The following is an 18778-nucleotide window of genomic DNA, read 5'->3' as shown; positions in this document are numbered from 1 at the left end:
TGATGTCGACCCGGGGCGTCAGCCCTTGGCCAGGGTGATGTCCTGCTGCGACTGGGCGTGGAAGTGGGGCATCAGAGGCAGCCCGCCCCAGGGGCGCAGCTCCATCAGCGTGACCTCGACCTTGGCCTTGCCGGCCTTGAGCGTGCGCGGTGCGGGCTTGCCGGTGTTCTCCCAGCGGTGCTTGGCGCCGTCGCACACGGCGTGCGTGCCGCCGATGGCGTAGCGGACCGTCACGGAACCGAGGGTGTCGGAGGAGCTGGCGCCCTGGCCGACGTTGGAGCTGACGAAGACCGGGCCGACGTTGTTGCGGCAGCGGTAGGTGCCGGAGATCTTGACGGTGCCGTCGGCGGCGATCCGCGCGGTCTTGTCGACCGTCACCATTTCCTTGGTGTCGGCGGGAGCGGGCGGGGCGGCGTCGGCGGACGGAGCGGCGGCCAGCAGGAGCAGCGCGGCGCCGGCTGAGGCGAGGACGGCGGGAACAGGACGTACGGGCATGGCAGGAACTCCCGAATGAAACGGAATGCAGGTTTCCACATCTAATTCCACCGGTACGCCCTCGGGCGTGACCTCACCCCTTCGGTGGCGAGTCCGCGCCGACCGTCGTGGAACCGTCCGGGTGTTGTCCGCGTGTTGTCACGCTTGGCGTCGGGCTGTTCCGCTCGCTTCACAGCCGGAGCATGGTCTGTCCATAGGGATCGTCCAAGGACGGCCCGACCGATGTGGAGGTACACCATGTGTTCTCACCAGCCTTTGTGCCCCTCGGCCGACAGCAACGCCCCACACATCGTCGCCGCCCACCCCGAGCAGGGCTGGAACCTGCTGTGCGACGGCGCGATCGCCTTCGACGACACCGGTGAACTGCTCCCCGACGGCCGCGTCGTGGCCCCGCACCGGGTGCCGGTCGAGCACCTGGCCGTCGCCGCCTGACGGGCCCCTACGGCAGTACGGCGAACCCGTCGAGCTCGATCAGCGCCTGTACGTCCCACAGGCGTACGACCTCCACGACCGCCATCGCCGGATAGTCCCGCCCGGCCAACCGGCGCCAGATGCCGCCCACTTCGGCGGCGTGGGCGCGGTACGCGGCGACATCCGTGGCGTAGACGGTGACGCGGGCCAGGTCGGCCGGGGTGCCGCCCGCGGCGTGCAGGGCGGTGAGCAGGTTGGTGAGAGCCTGCTCGAACTGGAGCGGGAGAGTGGAGCCGGTGACCTTGCCGTCGGCGTCGAGGGCGGTCTGGCCGGCCAGGAAGACGATGCGGGAGCCGGTGGCGACGACCGCGTGCGAGAAGCCGGTGGGCGGGGAGAGCTCGGGCGGATTGACTCGCTCGGCGGTCACGGGGCCTCTCCGATCGACGCGTACAACTCCTTGGCGATGATGCCCCGTTGGACCTCACTCGCGCCCTCGTAGATACGCGGCGCGCGCACCTCGCGATAGAGGTGCTCGAGCAGGTGACCGCGGCGCAGGGCGCGGGCGCCGTGCAACTGGACGGCCGCGTCGACGACGTACTGCGCGGTCTCGGTGGCCAGCAGCTTCGCCATCGCCGCGCGCTTCGGGACGTCCGGGGCGCCTTCGTCGTACGCCGTCGCCGCCGCGTACACCATGAGCCGGGCCGCCTCCGTGCGCAGCGCCATCTCCGCGACCTGGTGGGCGACGGTCTGCAGATCCCTCAACTTGCCGCCGAAGGCGTCCCGTCCGGCGGTATGCGCGAGGGTGGCGTCCAGCGCCGCCTGCGCCATGCCGACCGCGAAGGCGCCGACGCTGGGCCGGAAGAGGTTCAGGGTGCCCATGGCCACGCGGAACCCGCGGTCCACCTCACCGAGCACGTCGTCCGCGGTGACCGGCACGGCATCGAAGACCAGGCTGCCGATGGGGTGCGGGGACAGCATCTCCAGAGCGGCGCCGGTGAGGCCGGGACGGTCGGCGGGCACGAGAAAGGCGGTGACACCACGGGCGCCGGTGCCGGGCGTGGTCCGCGCGAAGACGGTGTAGCAGTCGGCCTCGGGGGCGTTGGAGATCCAGCACTTCTCACCGGTGAGCCGCCAACGGGAGGGGCCGTCGGGGGTGGCGAGGGGTGGGCTGTCGGGGGCGGCGGGTGAGCCGTCAGTGTCGGCGCGACGCGAGCCGCTCCGTCGAGCGGCTTCCGCCTGCCCGTCTCCCTCCCCCTCCGCCCGCAGCGCCAGTGCCCCCGCGTCCGACCCCGCCCCCGGCTCGCTCAGCGCGAAGGCGGCGATCGCCGTGCCCTCGCTGACCCGGGGCAGCCAGTGGGCGCGCTGGGCCGGGGTGCCGTAGGCGTGGACGGGGTGGGCGCCGAGGCCCTGGAGGGCGAGGGCGGTCTCGGCCTCGGTGCAGGCGTACGCGAGGGACTCGCGCATCAGGCAGAGATCGACCGCGCCGGAGGTGAACAGCCGCTCCAGCAGCCCCAGTCGGCCCAGCTCCGCCACGAGCGCACGGTTGACCCGGCCCGGCTCGCCCTTCTCCGCGAGCGGGCGCAGCCGTTCGGCGGCCAGCGTGCGCAACTCGGCACACCAGGCGATCTGTCGCGGTTCGAGTGAGAATGCGGACATCGCCGGTCCCCTCTCCCGTTCGTCTCCCCCGACGGTATCGCGCACCGTTGACTGCCGTCACCAACACGATACGCTCGTTGCGCGAGCCCACCACCACGCCCATCACGGCAAGGGGGCGAACCGCCATGGACAACCCGGACGCCGGCGTCACAGCGCGGCCGACGACCTCGGCCCACGTCGACTCCTTCGCGCGCGAGCACCTTCCGCCGCCCGACCAGTGGCCGGAGCTCCGCTTCGATCTGCCGGAGCTGCGTTACCCCGACCGGCTGAACTGCGCCGCCGAACTGCTCGCCGGGCCGGACGACGACCGGCCGGCGTTCCACACGCCGAACGGCGACACATGGTCGTACGGCACACTGCGCGCCCGCGTCGACCGGCTCGCGCATCTGCTCACCGGTGACCTGGGCGTCGTGCCCGGCAATCGCGTCCTGTTGCGCGGCCCCACCACTCCCTGGCTGGCTGCCTGCTGGCTGGCGGTGCTGAAGGCGGGCGCGGTCGCGGTGACCGTGCTGGCCCAGCAGCGTCCGCACGAGCTGAGGACCATGTGCGAGATCGCCGAGGTGCGGCACGCACTGTGCGACATCCGGGCCGTGGACGACCTCGCCAAGGCCGAGATACCGGGGCTGCGCATCACGACGTACGGCGGTGACGCCCCGGACGACCTGCTGCACCGCACGGCGCCCGACACGCCGTACCCGGCCGTGGACACCGCCGCCGACGACGTGGCGCTGATCGCCTTCACCTCCGGCACCACCGGCCGCCCCAAGGGGTGCATGCACTTCCACCGGGATGTGCTCGCGATAGCGGACACCTTCTCCAAGCATGTGCTGCGCCCACATGTGGGCGATGTCTTCGCCGGCAGTCCCCCGCTCGGCTTCACCTTCGGGCTCGGCGGTCTGGTGATCTTCCCGATGCGGGCCGGCGCGAGCGCGCTGCTGCTCGAACAGGCGGGCCCCAAGCAGCTGTTGCCCGCGATCGCCGAGCACCGCGTCTCGGTGCTGTTCACCGCGCCGACGGCGTACCGCGTGATGCTCGACGAGCTCGACGCGTACGACATCTCCTCGCTGCGCCGCTGCGTCTCCGCCGGCGAGAACCTGCCCGCCGCCACTTGGCAGGCCTGGCACAAGCGCACCGGCCTGCGCATCATCAACGGCATCGGCGCCACCGAGCTGCTGCACATCTTCATCTCGGCGGCCGACGAGCACATTCGGCCGGGGACTACGGGAGTGCCCGTACCGGGGTGGCACGCGCGCGTGGTCGACGAGAACGGTGCGGAGCTGCCCGACGGCGAGCCGGGACTGCTCGCCGTGCGCGGGCCGATCGGCTGCCGGTATCTCGCCGACCCACGGCAGCGGGAGTATGTGCGCGGCGGCTGGAACATCACGGGTGACACCTATGTGCGCGAGGTTGACGGCTACTTCCGCTATGTGGCCCGCGCGGACGACATGATCATCTCGGCCGGCTACAACATCGCGGGACCCGAGGTGGAGGACGCGCTGCTGCGTCACCCGGATGTGCTGGAGGCGGCCGTCGTGGGGCGCTCCGACGAGGTGCGCGGACAGGTCGTGGTGGCGTACGCCGTGCTCAGGGAGGGCGCGCGGCCGGACGCCGAGGCGCTGCGCGACTTCGTGAAGGCGGAACTCGCGCCCTACAAGTGCCCACGCGAGGTCGTCTTCCTGGACGCGCTGCCGCGCACGGCGACCGGCAAACTCCAGCGCTTCAGGCTGCGCGCCGAGGGTGACCGCCACTTGGGGCGGCGCACCGAAGGTGACCAGCGGTGATATCGACGACCTAAGATGATCAACGTGTCCGACCAGCATGCTCCACGGTCCCTGATCGTCACGCTCTACGGCGCGTACGGCCGCCATATGACCGGCCCGGTGCCCGTCGCCGAGCTGATCCGGCTGCTCGCCGCGGTGGGCGTGGACGCGCCCTCCGTACGCTCGTCGGTGTCGCGGCTGAAACGGCGCGGGCTGCTGGTGCCGGCCCGTACGGCGCGGGGCGCGGCCGGGTACGAACTGTCGCCGGACGCCCGCCAGTTGCTCGACGACGGCGACCGGCGCATCTACGCCACCACGGCGCCCGAGGACACCGGCTGGGTGCTCGCCGTGTTCTCGGTACCGGAGTCGGAGCGGCAGAAGCGGCATGTGCTGCGCTCGCGGCTGGCCGGTCTCGGCTTCGGCACCGCGGCCCCGGGGGTGTGGATCGCCCCGGCCCGGCTGTACGAGGAGGCCCGGCACACCCTCCAGCGGCTGCGGCTCGACCCGTACGTCGACTTCTTCCGCGGCGACCATCTCGGCTACGCGCCGACCGCGGAGGCGGTCGCCCGCTGGTGGGACCTGGCCGCGATCGCCAAGCAGCACGAGGCGTTCCTCGACCGCCACGCGCGCGTGCTGCGCGACTGGGAGCAACGCGCGGACACCCCGCCCGAGGATGCCTACCGCGACTATCTGCTCGCCCTGGACTCCTGGCGCCATCTCCCCTACGCCGACCCGGGACTGCCCGCGCACCTGCTCCCCGCCGACTGGCCGGGTGCCCGCTCCGTGGCGGTGTTCCGGGGCCTGCACGAGCGGCTGCGGGACGCGGGGGCCGGCTTCGCGGGCGTGTGACCTCACCCACGGAATCGTGTGATCCCACCCACATCATGCGTCGCTAATGGAACCCTTAGGTTCTTCTATCGCTCTTCTAAAGGTTCTTACCTAGCGTCCACTCAGCACGCCGGGTAAGGAAAAGAGGATTCTGACGCATGACCACCACGGCAAGGGCGCAGGGAGCCACGTGACCGGGCTCAGCCTCTCTCACCTCGATGCCCTGGAGTCGGAGGGCGTGCACATCTTCCGGGAGGTGGCGGGCGAGTTCGAGCGGCCGGTGATCCTCTTCTCCGGCGGCAAGGACTCCATCGTCATGCTGCATCTGGCGCTGAAGGCCTTCGCCCCTGCGGCGATCCCCTTCTCGCTGCTGCACGTGGACACCGGCCACAACTTCCCCGAAGTGCTGGAGTACCGCGACCGTGTGGTGGCCGCACATGGGCTGCGCCTCCATGTGGCCTCCGTACAGGACTACATCGACCGCGGTGTGCTGCGCGAACGTCCCGACGGGACACGGAACCCGCTGCAGACACTCCCGCTGACCGAGAAGATCCAGGCGGAGAAGTTCGACGCCGTCTTCGGCGGCGGACGCCGGGACGAGGAGAAAGCCCGCGCCAAGGAACGGGTGTTCTCGCTGCGCGACGAGTTCTCGCAGTGGGACCCCCGCCGCCAGCGCCCCGAGCTGTGGAACCTCTACAACGGCCGCCACGCACCCGGCGAACACGTGCGCGTCTTCCCGCTGTCCAACTGGACCGAGCTGGACGTGTGGCAGTACATCGCCCGCGAGGGCATCGAGCTGCCGGAGATCTACTTCGCGCACGAGCGTGAGGTGTTCCAGCGGGCCGGCATGTGGCTGACCGCCGGCGAGTGGGGCGGGCCGAAGGCGACCGAGACGGTGGAGAAGCGGCGAGTGCGCTACCGCACCGTCGGCGACATGTCCTGCACCGGCGCCGTCGACTCCGACGCGACGACGCTGGAGGCCGTGATCACCGAGATCGCCGCGTCCCGGCTCACCGAGCGCGGCGCCACCCGCGCCGACGACAAGCTCTCCGAGGCCGCGATGGAAGACCGTAAGCGCGAGGGGTACTTCTGAGGCCCCGCGAGACGCTCCCTCAAGTCCCCAGCGTCAGCCGGGGCTTGGGGGCGTCCGTGCGACCGGTCTGGGGGCGGCGGCTGCCCGCTCGGTACGGTGTCGGCCAGACGACGCCGGGGCCGTCGTAGCCCTGCTCGGCCGCCGCGTGCAGCGTCCAGTGCGGGTCGTAGAGGTGGGGGCGGGCGAGTGCGCACAGGTCCGTGCGCCCGGCCAGGATCAGCGAGTTGACGTCGTCCCAGGAGGAGATCGCGCCGACGGCGATCACTGGGATGCCGGTCTCGTGGCGGATGCGGTCGGCGTACGGCGTCTGGTACGACCGCCCGAACTCCGGCCGCTCCTCGGCGACGACCTGCCCGGTGGACACGTCGATCGCGTCGGCGCCGTGCGCGGCGAAGGCGCGGGCGATCGCCACGGCCTCCTCGCCGCTCGTGCCGCCCTCGGCCCAGTCGGTGGCCGAGATCCGGACGGTCATGGGCCGCTCCTCGGGCCACACTCCCCGTACGGCGTCGAAGACTTCCAGCGGAAAGCGGAGCCGCTTCGCGAGCGTGCCGCCGTAGGCGTCGGTGCGCTGATTGGTCAGCGGGGAGAGGAAGCCGGAGAGCAAGTAGCCGTGGGCACAGTGCAGTTCGAGGAGGTCGAAGCCGGCGCGGGCGGCACGCCAGGCAGCGGCCGTGAACTGCTCGCGGAGGTCGGTGAGTTGGGCACGGGTCAGCTCGCGGGGGATCTGGCTCTGCGGTTTGTACGGCATCGGGGACGCGGCCACGAGCGGCCAGTTGCCGTCCTCCAGCGGCTCGTCCATGCCCTCCCACATCAGCTTGGTCGAGCCCTTGCGTCCGGAGTGGCCGAGCTGGACGCCGATCGCGGTCCCGGGCGCCTGGGCGTGCACGAACTCGGTGATCCGTTTCCAGGACTCGGCCTGCTTGCCGGTGTAGAGGCCGGCGCAGCCCGGCGTGATCCGGCCCTCCGCGCTCACGCACACCATCTCGGTCATCACCAGAGCGGCGCCGCCGAGCGCCCGTGCGCCCAGGTGGACGAGGTGGAAGTCGCCGGGGACGCCGTCGACGGCCGAGTACATGTCCATCGGCGACACCACGACCCGGTTGCGCAGTGTCAGGCCGCGCAGCCGGAACGGCGTGAACATCGGCGGCGTACCGGGCGGGCAGCCGAACTCGCGCTCCACGGACTCGGTGAAGTGGGCGTCGCGCAGCCGCAGGTTGTCGTGGGTGACACGGCGGCTGCGGGTGAGCAGGTTGAAGGCGAACTGGCGGGGCGGCTGGTCGAGATAGCGAGCGACGTTCTCGAACCACTCCAGGCTGGCGCGGGCGGCCCGCTGGGTGGAGGCGACGACAGGCCGCCGCTCCTCCTCGTATGCCTCCAACGCGCGCTCCAGCGTGGGCTGTTCCTCCAGGCAGACCGCCAGTGCCAGGGCGTCCTCGACCGCGAGCTTGGTGCCGGAGCCGATGGAGAAGTGGGCGGTGTGGGCGGCATCGCCCAGCAGCACCACGTTCCCGTGCGCCCAGCGTTCGTTGACCACCGTGCGGAACGTGGTCCACGCCGACTTGTTGGACCTCAACGGGCGACCGCCGAGCGCTTCCGCGAAGATCTTGGCGCAGCGTTCGACGGACTCCTGATCGTCGAGGTCCGCGAAGCCTGCTGACTGCCAGACCTCTTCGCGCATCTCGATGATCACGGTGGAGGCGTCGGGCGCGTAGGGGTAGCCGTGGAGTTGCATCACGCCGTGTTCGGTTTCGGCGATCTCGAAGCGGAAGGCGTCGAAGGCGAAGTCGGCTGCCAGCCAGATGTAGCGGCAGTGGTGGGTGGCCACATGGGGGCGGAACACATGGGCGTAGGCCTCGCGGGTGGTGCTGTGCACACCGTCGGCGGCGATGACGAGGTCGTATGTCTCCGCCAGCCAGGCCGGGTAGGGGGCTTCCGCGCGGAAGCGGAGGTCGATGCCGAGGGTGCGGCAGCGTTCGTGCAGGACTTCCAGGAGCCGTTTTCGGCCGAGGGCGGCGAAACCGTGTCCTCCGGAGGTGTGGCGGGTGCCTCGGTGGACGATGTCGATGTCGTCCCAGCGGATGAAGTGTTTCTGGAGGGCCTCGTAGACGACTGGGTCGGCGTGTTCGATGCCGCCTAGGGTTTCGTCGGAGAGGACTACGCCGAAGCCGAAGGTGTCGTTGGGGGCGTTGCGTTCCCAGACGGTTATTTCTCGGGCGGGGTCTAGGCGTTTCAGCAAGGCGGCGGAGTAAAGGCCGCCGGGGCCTCCGCCGACGATCGCCACGCGTAGGGGGTGGTTGGTCGTCGTGGGCGGCTGCGGGTTCGTCGTGGCTTGTCGCGCAGTTCCCCGCGCCCCTCTGGTTGGCACGATCACCGCCCCTTCCATTTGGGAGGGCGCTTTTCCTTGAAGGCCGCGTGGAACTCGGCGTAGTCGTCGCCGTTCATCAGCAGGGCCTGGGTCGAGGCGTCCAGCTCGATCGAGGCGGCGAGGGGCATGTCCAGTTCCGCTGTCAGCAGGGCCTTCGTCTGGGCGTATGCCAGTGCCGGGCCCTGCGCCAGGCGGTGGGCCAGGGTCTGGGCCGCCTCGTCTGCTCGGCCCTCGTCCGTCAGTTCGCTGATCAGGCCGATGCGCTCGGCCTCGGGGGCCCTGACCGGCTCGCCCAGCATCAGCAGGCGGGTCGCGTGGCCGAGGCCGACGACCCTGGGCAGGAGGTAGGCCGCGCCCATGTCGCCACCGGACAGGCCGACCCTCGTGAACAGGAAGGCGAAACGGGCGCTGGGGTCGGCGACGCGGAAGTCGGCGGCCAGGGCGAGGACCGCGCCCGCACCGGCGGCCACGCCGTGCACGGCCGCGATCACCGGGAACGGGCACTCCCGTACGGCACGGACCACCTGCCCGGTCATCCGGTTGAAGTCGAGGAGCTGGGCGGTGTCCATGGCGAGTGTGGCGCCGATGATCTCGTCGACGTCGCCGCCGGAGCAGAAGCCGCGTCCCTCGCCGGCCAGCACCAGCGCGCGGACCGCCCGCTCCCGGGACAGCTCGGCGAGCAGGTCGCGCAGGTCGGCGTAGGCGCCGAAGGTGAGGGCGTTGAGTTTCTCGGGGCGGGCGAGGGTGACGGTGGCGACACCGTCGGTGAGCTCGACCCGCAGGTGCTGCCAGTCGGAGGTGCGGGCGGCCGAGCCGGTGAAGGGACTCATGACGTGGGGCCTCCTCGGGCGACGTTGCCTCACGGGGCTCTGCCCTCCGAAGTTATCACCGATATGTGACTGTCGTCATGAGGGCGCGATAGAGCCGGGCGGCACCGTAGTTGTCACGGGTAACCGGCCTCTGTCACATCCGTCACGGCACAGCACGGATCGGCGACAGCGCGGTAACGGCGGGAGCAGCCGCGGTGGGCGGACCGTTGGGAGGGGTAAGCCGCTCGATACCGGGGCCGAAGGTCCCGTACGGCGCCCGTCGAGCACTCTGCCGGAGGGCGCCGTACCATTCATATGGTTGAAAGCAGGACAGCCTGCTCATGAACGGAACCGCCTTGTACGAACGCCCCTCCGCCTCCGCCTCGTGGCGCATCGCGCTGCCGCACACCGCCGCGGCGGTGCCCGTGGCCCGCGCACTGGTCCGTACGGCGCTGGCCGAGCTGGAGCACGGGGCCGACTGCGACACCGCGGAACTGCTCACGGCCGAGCTGGTCGCCAACGCCGTCGAACACACCGCCGGGAGCGGTCCGATAGAGCTGGTCGTGGAGCTGCTGCCGAGCGGCTGCCAGGTGGAGGTGCACGACCCGGACCCGGCCCCGCCGGGCAACCTCACCCGCCCCCTCAACGGAGAGCCCGACCCCTGGCAGGAACACGGCCGCGGCCTGCTCCTCATCCGAGCCCTCAGCTCCTCCTGCGGCCACCGCCCAACAGACTCAGGCAAGGCGGTCTGGTTCAGACTCCCAACGGTGCCAACTCAACGCCGCCCCATGTGACCCACCCAGGGGCGCGGGGAACTGCGCGACCAGCCACAAACAACCCGCACCCGGCAAACGACAAACACCCCCACGGCGCCACCCCGAACTCAACCCAGCGTCGCCACCAGCACCGCCTTGATCGTGTGCAACCGATTCTCCGCCTCATCAAAGACAACCGAGTGCACCGACTCGAACACCTCGTCCGTGACCTCCAGCGACTCCAGCCCGTGCCGCTCATAAATCTCGCGCCCGACCTTCGTCCCAAGGTCATGGAAGGCCGGCAGGCAGTGCAGGAACTTGACGTCCGGATTACCCGTGGCGCGCAGCACATCCATGGTCACGGCGTACGCCGCCAGCGCGGCGATCCGCTCGTCCCAGACCTCCTTCGGCTCCCCCATGGACACCCAGACATCGGTGGCGACGAAGTCGGCGCCCAGAACACCCTCGTCCACGGACTCGGTGAGCGTGATCCGCGCACCGCTGGTCTCGGCCAGCTTCCGGGCGTGGCCGACGATCTCCTCGGCGGGCCAGTAGGACCGGGGCGCGACGATCCGTACGTCCATACCGAGCAGGGCTCCGGTGACCAGGTAGGAGTTGCCCATGTTGAAGCGGGCGTCGCCGAGGTAGGCGTAGGCGATCTCCTGGACCGGCTTGCCGCTGTGCTCGGTCATGGTGAGGACGTCGGCCAGCATCTGCGTGGGGTGCCAGTCGTCGGTGAGCCCGTTGTAGACCGGCACGCCCGCATGCGCCGCGAGTTCCTCGACGGCGGCCTGGCTGTCGCCCCGGTACTCGATCGCGTCGAACATCCGGCCGAGGACCCGCGCGGTGTCCTTCACCGACTCCTTGTGGCCCATCTGTGAGCCCGACGGGTCGAGGTACGTCGTCGAAGCACCCTGGTCGGCCGCCGCGACCTCGAACGCGCAGCGCGTGCGCGTCGAGGTCTTCTCGAAGATCAGCGCGATGTTCTTCCCGTTCAGGTACCGCGTCTCGGCCCCGGCCTTCTTGGCCGCCTTCAGCTCGGCGGACAGCGCGATCAGGGCAAGGAACTCCTCCTGGCCGAAGTCCAACTCCTTGAGGAAGTGGCGGCCGGCGAGGGCGGTCGGGACTGTCGCCATGGGGGCGCTCCAGAGGTGCGAGAACAAGACCTTTGGAAGTCTATACGACCAATGACATTTCTATACGGCCGCACGTTCGGGTTCGTATGGCCGCCTGTTCTATACGGCCGCCCGCTCGACCGGACAGCTCATGCACCGCGGCCCGCCCCTCCCCCGCCCCAGCTCGCTACCCGGGATCTCGATCACCTCGATGCCCTGCTTGCGCAGATGCGTGTTGGTGGTGGCGTTGCGCTCGTAGGCGACGACGACACCCGGCTCGACGGCGAGGACGTTGCAGCCGTCGTCCCACTGCTCACGCTCGGCCGCGTGCACGTCCTGGGTCGCGGTCAGGACGCGGATCTCGCTGAGGCCCAGCGCGGCGGCGATCGCGCGGTGCATGTGCTCCGGCGGATGGTCGGTGACCTTCAGCTCCTTGTCGGCGACGCCCGGTTCGATGGTGTACGAGCGGAGCATGCCGAGCCCCGCGTACTGGGTGAAGGTGTCGCCGTCGACCATCGTCATCACGGTGTCGAGGTGCATGAAGGCCCGCCGCTTGGGCATGTCGAGGGCCACGATCGTCTCGGCGGAGCCCGCGGCGAACAGCTTGTGGGCGAGCATCTCGACGGCCTGCGGGGTGGTCCGCTCGCTCATGCCGATGAGGACGGCGCCGTTGCCGATCACCAGGACGTCGCCGCCCTCGATGGTGGACGGGTAGTCGGCCTGTCCCTCGGACCAGACGTGGAACGTTTCGCCACGGAAGAGGGGATGGTGCCGGTAGATCGCCTCGAAGTGCACGGTCTCGCGCTGCCGGGCGGGCCATCTCATCGCGTTGACGGAGACGCCGTCGTAGATCCAGGCGGAGGTGTCGCGGGTGAAGAGGTGATTGGGCAGGGGGGCGAGGAGGAAGTCGTCGAGGTCCATGACATGGAAGCGGACGGAGGTCGGCTCCGGGTGGGCGTCGAGGAACTCGCGCTTGGTCATGCCGCCGACGAGCAGCTCGGCGAGCTCGGCGGCCGGCAGTGACTCGAAGGCGGCCCGGAGGTGATCGGTGGCGAGCACCCCGTACTCCTTCTCGTCGAAGACCCGGTCCAGTACGAGCTTCCGGGCCGCCGGGATGTCCAGGGCCTCGGTGAGCAGATCGCCGAAGAGGTGGACGGCGACACCGCGGTCGCGCAGCACATCGGCGAAGCCGTCGTGTTCGGCGCGCGCCCTGCGCACCCAGAGCACGTCGTCGAAGAGGAGCGCGTCCTTGTTGCTGGGGGTGAGCCTTTTGAGCTCGAGATCCGGCCGGTGCAGGATGACGCGGCGCAGCCGCCCGGCCTCGGAGTCGACATGGAATCCCATGACTCCATCCTGACCATCGACGACCGGGTTCACCCCCTGCTTGACCGTTTCCCTTTTCGTCCTCTTGACGACAAGCAGGCTTGGCGCTTATCGTCTGCATGACGAAAACGAGGGGATCTCATGGCCGACATCACCCGGCGCCTGGGCTGGCGCCATCTGCGGGGCGCGCCGACGGCACACATCCGCCACCACCGCTCCGGCAGGCTCGTGCACGACGGCCCGGGACTGAGCTTCTGGTACCGCTCCCTGACCGCCGCGCTCTCCGAGGTGCCGGTCGACGACCGCGAACTGGCGATGACCTTCCATGCCCGTACGTCCGACTTCCAGGACGTCGCGGTCCAGGCGACGGTCACCTACCGGATCGCCGACCCCGCCCTCGCCGCCGCCCGCCTCGACTTCTCCATCGACCCGGACACCGGTGCCTGGCGCGGCGCTCCGCTGGAGCAGTTGGGCACCCTTATGACGGAGACGGCCCAGCAGCACGCGCTGGACGTCCTCGCCCGTACGTCGCTGTCGTCGGCGCTCGTGGACGGCGTGACGGCGGTGCGCGAACGCGTCGCTGCGGGCCTGGCGGCGGAACCCCGGCTGCCGGCCACGGGCATCGAGGTGGTCGCCGTACGCGTGGTGGCCCTGCGTCCGGAGCCGGAGGTGGAGCGGGCCCTGCGCACCCCCGCCCGTGAGCAGATCCAGCAGGACGCCGACCGGGCGACGTACGAACGGCGTGCCGTGGCCGTCGAGCGGGAGCGGGCGATCGCCGAGAACGAGCTGGACAGCCGGATCGAACTCGCCCGCCGCGAGGAGCAGTTGGTCGACCAGCGCGGTACGAACGCCCGCCGCGAGGCGGAGGAGCAGGCAGCGTCCGACGCGGTACGGGCGCAGGCCGAGGCGGCCCGCACGGTGAAGCTGGCGGAGGCGGAGGCGGCCCGTTCCGTACGGCTGGCCCGCGCCGAGGCCGAGGGCGCCCGCGAGGTCGGTGCGGCGCGGGCCGAGGCACAGTCGGCCTGGCTGCGGGTGCACGCGGAGGTCGACGTGGCGACCCTGCACGCCCTGACCGGCACGCGCCTCGCGGAGAACCTGCCGCACATCGACAGCCTGACCATCTCGCCGGACGTGCTCACGGGGCTGCTCGCCCGGCTCGGCGACGGGGAGCGGGCGTGAGTCTCGCCCCGCGTGCCGTGCTCGTCCATCGCACCACGGAGTACGAGGAGTTGGTGGCCCGGCACGGCACGCACGGCCAGGCCGCATACTTCCTCCGCTCCCGCGGCCGGGACATCGAGGAGATCGCGGACCGGCACCGCCGCACCCGCAGAGCCCTGGCCGAGGTGACCTCCGCGATTCCTCTGACGTGGCGTCAGGCGCAGGTGGAGCGGGCCGACTTGGACCGGTTCCTGTTCGCACCGGAGGACGTGGTGGTCGTGGTCGGTCAGGACGGGCTGGTGGCGAATGCGGCCAAATACCTGTCCGGGCAGCCGGTGTTGGGGTTCGACACGGACCCCGGACGCAACCCGGGTGTCCTGGTCCGCCACCGTCCCGCCGACGCGGCGAAGCTGCTGCCGTCCGCGGCCACGTCCGGCACGGACGAACTCACCATGGTCGAGGCGGTCGCCGACGACACCCAGCGGCTCGTGGCACTGAACGAGATCTACCTGGGCGCCGCCGGACACCAGACCGCCCGCTACCGCCTGGGCCTCGACGACGACCGGGGTGTCGTCGAGGCCCAGGCCTCGTCCGGCGTGATCGTCGGCACCGGAACGGGGGCAACCGGATGGCTCCGCTCGGTGTGGCAGGAGCGAGGCGGGCAACTGCGGTTGCCCGCCCCCTCCGAGGAACGGCTGCTCTGGTTCGTCCGGGAGGCCTGGCCGTCGCCCGCCACCGGGACGTCCCTGGTGGCAGGCGAGCTGTCGGGCCCTGGCCGCCTCCGGGTCACCGTCGAGTCAGAGCGGCTGATCGCGTTCGGGGACGGGATGGAGACCGATGCCCTGGAGCTGACGTGGGGGCAGTCGGTGCGGGTCGGGGTGTGCGGGGAGCGACTGCGGCTCGCGGGCTAGCGCGAGCGCCGGTCACCACCGCGAGCGACCGGCGCAACCCCTGCTCACAGCCGCGGATCCACCGGCTCCGACTCCAGCGCCAGCACCCCGAACACCGCCTCGTGCACCCGCCACAGCGGCTCGCCCTCCGCCAGTCGGTCCAGTGCCTCCAGGCCCAGCGCGTACTCGCGGATCGCGAGGGAGCGCTTGTGGTTGAGGAAGCGGGAGCGGAGACGGGCGAGGTTCTCGGGGCGCGTGTACTCGGGACCGTAGATGATCCGCAGGTACTCACGGCCCCGGCACTTGATGCCGGGCTGCACCAGACGGCCTTGGTCACTGCGCACAACTGCCCCGACCGGCTTGACGACCATGCCCTCGCCGCCGCGTCCGGTCATCTCCAGCCACCAGTCGACGCCCGCCTGCACCGACTCCGGGTCGGCGGTGTCGACGTACAGCCGACGGGTGGTCTGGAGCAGGCCGGTGCTGTCGTGTTCGACGAGGCGGTCGAGCAGGGCGAGCTGCTCGTCGTGCGGCAGGCCCGTGAGGCTGCGGCCCTGCACGGCGAGGATCTGGAACGGGGCCAGGCGGACGCCGTCGAGGCCGTCCGTGGTCCAGCAGTAGCGGCGGTACGACTCCGTGAACGCGGCGGCGTCCGCGGCCCGTTCGCGCTGCCGCGCCAGCAGGTCCGTCACGTCCACGCCCCGCGCCGCCGCACCCTCCAGCGCGGCGAGCGCGCCCGGGAACACCGCCCCGGAGGCGGCGCCCACGGCCGCGTACTGCGACCGCAGCAGCCCGGACGCCTTCAGCGACCACGGCATCAACTCGGCGTCGAGCAGCAGCCAGTCCGTCTCGAGTACGTCCCACAGGCCGGCCTGGGTCACGGCGGCCCGGACCCGGTCCAGGACCGACTCCGTCACCGAACCGTCGTCGAAGAACGGCCGGCCGGTACGGGTGTAAAGGGACCCCGTGGGACCGTCCACCCCGAACCGCTTCCGCGCCGCCTCCGCGTCCCGGCACACCAGCGCCACCGCACGCGAACCCATGTGCTTCTCCTCGCACACGACCCGCGCGACGCCGTCCTCCCGGTACTGCGCGAAGGCCTCCGCCGGGTGCTCCAGGTAGCCCTCGACGTGCGAGGTGGCCGTCGGTGCCATGGTCGGCGGCAGGTACGGCAGCAGCCGCGGGTCGACGGCGAAGCGGCTCATGACCTCCAGAGCCGCGGCCGCGTTCTCCTCGCGGACCGCGACACGGCCCTGGTGCCGGGTCTCGACCACCCTGCGCCCCTGCACGTCGGCAAGGTCGAGCGGCCGTCCGTCGTGTCCGCCGGGCGCCTCGGTCCGCAGCGGCTTGGCCGGCTCGTACCAGACCCGCTCGGCCGGTACGTCGACCAGCTCCCGCTCCGGCCAGCGCAGCGCGGTCAGCTTGCCGCCGAACACGGCGCCGGTGTCGAGGCAGATGGTGTTGTTGAGCCACGTGGCCTCGGGCACGGGAGTGTGGCCGTAGACCACCGCCGCCCGGCCCCGGTAGTCCTCGGCCCACGGGTAGCGCACCGGCAGCCCGAACTCGTCCGTCTCGCCGGTGGTGTCGCCATACAGCGCGTGCGAGCGCACCCGCCCGGAGGTGCGGCCGTGGTACTTCTCCGGCAGTCCGGCGTGGCAGACGACGAGCCGGCCGCCGTCGAGGACGTAGTGGCTGACGAGGCCGTCGATGAACTCCCTTACCTGGGCGAGGAATTCGTCCGACTGGTCCGCCATCTGCTCGATGGTCTCCGCCAGGCCGTGAGTGTGCTGGACCTTGCGGCCCTTGAGGTAGCGGCCGAACTTGTTCTCGTGGTTGCCCGGGACGCACAGCGCGTTCCCGGAGCCGACCATCGACATCACGCGGCGCAGCACTCCCGGGCTGTCCGGGCCGCGGTCGACGAGGTCGCCGACGAAGACGGCTGTGCGGCCGTCGGCGTGGACACCGTCGACATAGCCCAACTTGCCGAGCAGGGACTCCAGTTCGGCGGCGCAGCCGTGGATGTCGCCGATGATGTCGAAGGGGCCGGTGAGGTGGGTCAGGTCGTTGAACCGCTTCTCGGTGACGATCGACGCGGTCTCGACTTCCTCGGCGCCCCGGAGGATGTGCACCTTGCGGAAGCCCTCGCGCTCCAAGTGCCGTAGCGAGCGGCGGAGTTCGCGGGTGTGGCGCTGGATGACCCGGCGGGGCATGTCGGCGCGGTCGCTGCGGGTGGCGTTGCGCTCGGCGCACACGTCCTCGGGCACGTCGAGCACGATGGCTATGGGCAGCACGTCGTACTGCCGGGCCAGCTCGATCAGCTGGCGCCGGGAGTCCGACTGCACGCTGGTCGCGTCGACGACCGTACGGCGGCCCGCGGCGAGGCGCTTGCCCGCGATGTAGTGCAGGACGTCGAAGGCGTCGCGGGTGGCGGACTGGTCGTTCTCGTCGTCGGAGACCAGGCCGCGGCAGAAGTCGGAGGAGATGACCTCGGTGGGCTTGAAGTTCCTGCGGGCGAAGGTGGACTTGCCGGAGCCGGAGGCGCCGATGAGCACCACGAGGGAGAGGTCAGTGACGGGCAGGGTGCGTCCCGTGCGGGTCTCGGTCATGCGGCCTTCGCCTCCTTCTCGGTCACAGTCATGGTGAATACGGCCATCTGCGTGGGCGGTCCCACCTCGGGGTCGTCCGGCCCCACGGGCACGAACTCCACGCCGTACCCATGTCGTTCGGCGACGGCGTCGGCCCAGGTCCGGAACTCCTCGCGCGTCCACTCGAAGCGGTGGTCGCCGTGCCGGACGTGGCCGGCCGGGAGGGACTCCCAGCGGACGTTGTACTCGACGTTCGGCGTGGTCACGAGAACCGTCCGGGGACGGGCGGAGCCGAACACCGCGTACTCCAGGGCGGGCAGCCGGGGCAGGTCGAGGTGCTCGATGACCTCGCTGAGCACGGCGGCGTCGTAGCCCTTGAGGCGGTTGTCGGTGTAGGCGAGCGAGCCCTGGAAGAGCTTGACGCGGGAGGCCTGGCGCTCGCCCATGCGGTCCAGCTTGAGGCGGCGGGAGGCGATGGTGAGCGCCCGCATCGACACGTCGACGCCGACGATCTCGGTGAACCGCGGGTCCTTGAGCAGCGCCTGCACCAACTGGCCCTGCCCGCAGCCGAGATCGAGCACGCGAGCGGCGCCGGACGTGCCGAGCGCCGTGATGATGGCATCCCGGCGCTGCTCGGCGAGCGGGGTCGGCCGCTCCTCCGACTCGGTCTCCGCCTCCACCGCGTTGTCGATCTCCTCGACCTCGGTGTCGTCCGCCTCGGCCAACCGCACCAGCTCCAGCCGCTCCATCGCCTGTCGGGTCAGCGACCAGCGCCGCGACAGATACCGGCTGGTGATCAGCTTCTGCTCCGGGTGCGCGGGCAGCCAGCCCTCACCCGCCCGCAGCAGCTTGTCGACCTCGTCGGGGGAGACCCAGTAGTGCTTGGCGTCGTCGAGCACGGGCAGCAGGACGTACAGGTGGCGCAGGGCCTCGGCGAGGGTGAGGGCCGAGGACTCCAGCACGAGACGGACGTACCGCGAGTCGCCCCACTCGGGGAACTCCACGTCCAGCGCCACGGGTTCGACGGTGACCGTCCACCCGAGCGGCTCGAAGAGACCTCGTACAAGACCGGGGCCGCCGCGGGCGGGCAGCGCGGGCACCTCGATGCGCAACGGGCGGGCCTGCTGCGGGAGTTCGGGTCGTGCGGTGCAGGTGCCCTTCATCGCGCTGGAGAACACACCGCTCAGGGCCACCGCGAGCAGTGAGGAGGCCGCGTACGGGCGGTCGTTCACGTACTGCGCGAGCGCCGCGTCGGGCGCGCCGCCCCGTCCCTTGCCCTTGCCGCGCCGGACCAGCGCCACCGCGTCGACCTCCAGCAGCAGCGCCGCCGTGCAGCGCTCGGCGTCCGCCTCGGGGTAGAGGACGTGCGCCGTGCCGTAGGAGGTGGAGAACGCCTGCGCCTTCTCGGGATGCTTGTGCAGCAGGAAGCCGAGGTCGGTGGCGGGGCGTTCGTCGGTGCCGGTGGTGGTGATCGTCAGGAACACAGGGGCTCAGCCTTGGAATAGTGGTCTGAACTGCGGATACGCCCACCGTAC

Annotated in this window: 16 protein-coding genes; 7 read left to right on the top strand and 9 right to left on the bottom strand. The window is 71.0% G+C overall.

All coding sequences use genetic code 11. The features are described from left to right. Nucleotides 1–18: 18 nt before the first annotated feature. A complete protein-coding gene (locus tag KCH48_RS25170) occupies nt 19–495 on the bottom strand; it encodes a DUF6299 family protein (RefSeq protein WP_210576983.1) in 477 nt (158 codons plus the stop codon). Between the two features lie 237 nt (nt 496–732). On the opposite strand from KCH48_RS25170, the gene KCH48_RS25165 reads away from it, so the two are divergent. Further along, complete coding sequence (locus tag KCH48_RS25165) at nt 733–927, top strand: DUF5999 family protein (protein ID WP_210576982.1); 195 nt, start codon at nt 733–735, stop codon at nt 925–927. Nucleotides 928–934: 7 nt separating this feature from the next. Here KCH48_RS25165 and KCH48_RS25160 read toward each other — a convergent pair whose 3' ends face one another. After that, complete coding sequence (locus tag KCH48_RS25160; RefSeq protein ID WP_210576981.1) at nt 935–1333, bottom strand: RidA family protein; 399 nt, start codon at nt 1331–1333, stop codon at nt 935–937. Then, nucleotides 1330–2562: an acyl-CoA dehydrogenase family protein gene (locus KCH48_RS25155; RefSeq protein ID WP_210576980.1), complete on the bottom strand. Its 1233-nt coding sequence runs from the start codon at nt 2560–2562 to the stop codon at nt 1330–1332. Before KCH48_RS25155 ends, KCH48_RS25160 begins: the two co-directional genes overlap by 4 nt. A 125-nt stretch (nt 2563–2687) precedes the next feature. Between KCH48_RS25155 and KCH48_RS25150 the strand changes: the two genes are divergently transcribed. The 3 genes from KCH48_RS25150 (at nt 2688) to cysD (ending at nt 6243) form a co-directional block, all read left to right on the top strand. Continuing rightward, a complete protein-coding gene (locus KCH48_RS25150; RefSeq protein ID WP_210576979.1) occupies nt 2688–4343 on the top strand; it encodes an AMP-binding protein in 1656 nt (551 codons plus the stop codon). A gap of 15 nt (nt 4344–4358) precedes the next feature. Continuing rightward, nucleotides 4359–5171, top strand: coding sequence for a PaaX family transcriptional regulator C-terminal domain-containing protein (locus tag KCH48_RS25145; protein ID WP_210576978.1), 813 nt, complete (start codon nt 4359–4361; stop codon nt 5169–5171). Between the two features lie 169 nt (nt 5172–5340). After that, nucleotides 5341–6243, top strand: a complete 903-nt coding sequence (cysD, locus tag KCH48_RS25140) for a sulfate adenylyltransferase subunit CysD (protein ID WP_210576977.1) — start codon at nt 5341–5343, stop codon at nt 6241–6243. Nucleotides 6244–6262: 19 nt separating this feature from the next. Here the strand turns inward: cysD and KCH48_RS25135 are convergent, their stop codons facing one another. Both KCH48_RS25135 and KCH48_RS25130 read right to left on the bottom strand, forming a co-directional pair. Further along, complete coding sequence (locus KCH48_RS25135) at nt 6263–8626, bottom strand: bifunctional salicylyl-CoA 5-hydroxylase/oxidoreductase (protein ID WP_210576976.1); 2364 nt, start codon at nt 8624–8626, stop codon at nt 6263–6265. Next, nucleotides 8611–9438, bottom strand: coding sequence for an enoyl-CoA hydratase family protein (locus KCH48_RS25130; RefSeq protein WP_210576975.1), 828 nt, complete (start codon nt 9436–9438; stop codon nt 8611–8613). Before KCH48_RS25130 ends, KCH48_RS25135 begins: the two co-directional genes overlap by 16 nt. Nucleotides 9439–9758: 320 nt before the next feature. On the opposite strand from KCH48_RS25130, the gene KCH48_RS25125 reads away from it, so the two are divergent. Then, on the top strand, nt 9759–10211 hold the full coding sequence (locus KCH48_RS25125; RefSeq protein WP_210576974.1) for an ATP-binding protein: 453 nt from the start codon (nt 9759–9761) through the stop codon (nt 10209–10211). A gap of 89 nt (nt 10212–10300) precedes the next feature. On the opposite strand, the gene argF is transcribed toward KCH48_RS25125, so the two are convergent. Beyond that, entirely contained in the window at nt 10301–11308 is a 1008-nt protein-coding gene (gene argF, locus KCH48_RS25120) for an ornithine carbamoyltransferase (RefSeq protein ID WP_210576973.1), read from the bottom strand. Nucleotides 11309–11407: 99 nt separating this feature from the next. Then, nucleotides 11408–12631 (bottom strand): arginine deiminase, encoded by a 1224-nt coding sequence (locus KCH48_RS25115; protein WP_210576972.1) that lies wholly within the window; start codon nt 12629–12631, stop codon nt 11408–11410. Nucleotides 12632–12751: 120 nt separating this feature from the next. On the opposite strand from KCH48_RS25115, the gene KCH48_RS25110 reads away from it, so the two are divergent. Both KCH48_RS25110 and KCH48_RS25105 read left to right on the top strand, forming a co-directional pair. Continuing rightward, a complete protein-coding gene (locus tag KCH48_RS25110) occupies nt 12752–13789 on the top strand; it encodes an SPFH domain-containing protein (RefSeq protein WP_210576971.1) in 1038 nt (345 codons plus the stop codon). Continuing rightward, entirely contained in the window at nt 13786–14679 is an 894-nt protein-coding gene (locus KCH48_RS25105) for an NAD(+)/NADH kinase (RefSeq protein WP_210576970.1), read from the top strand. The genes KCH48_RS25110 and KCH48_RS25105 overlap by 4 nt, the downstream gene beginning before the upstream one ends. Before the next feature lie 44 nt (nt 14680–14723). Here KCH48_RS25105 and KCH48_RS25100 read toward each other — a convergent pair whose 3' ends face one another. Beyond that, on the bottom strand, nt 14724–17264 hold the full coding sequence (locus KCH48_RS25100) for a polynucleotide kinase-phosphatase (protein WP_210576969.1): 2541 nt from the start codon (nt 17262–17264) through the stop codon (nt 14724–14726). After that, complete coding sequence (locus KCH48_RS25095; protein WP_210576968.1) at nt 17261–18727, bottom strand: 3' terminal RNA ribose 2'-O-methyltransferase Hen1; 1467 nt, start codon at nt 18725–18727, stop codon at nt 17261–17263. The genes KCH48_RS25100 and KCH48_RS25095 overlap by 4 nt, the downstream gene beginning before the upstream one ends. Nucleotides 18728–18778 lie beyond the last annotated feature (51 nt).

This window comes from Streptomyces sp. GESEQ-4 (assembly GCF_017948455.1).
GTDB lineage: Bacteria > Actinomycetota > Actinomycetes > Streptomycetales > Streptomycetaceae > Streptomyces.
This window is presented reverse-complemented; position numbering and strand designations above follow the sequence as displayed.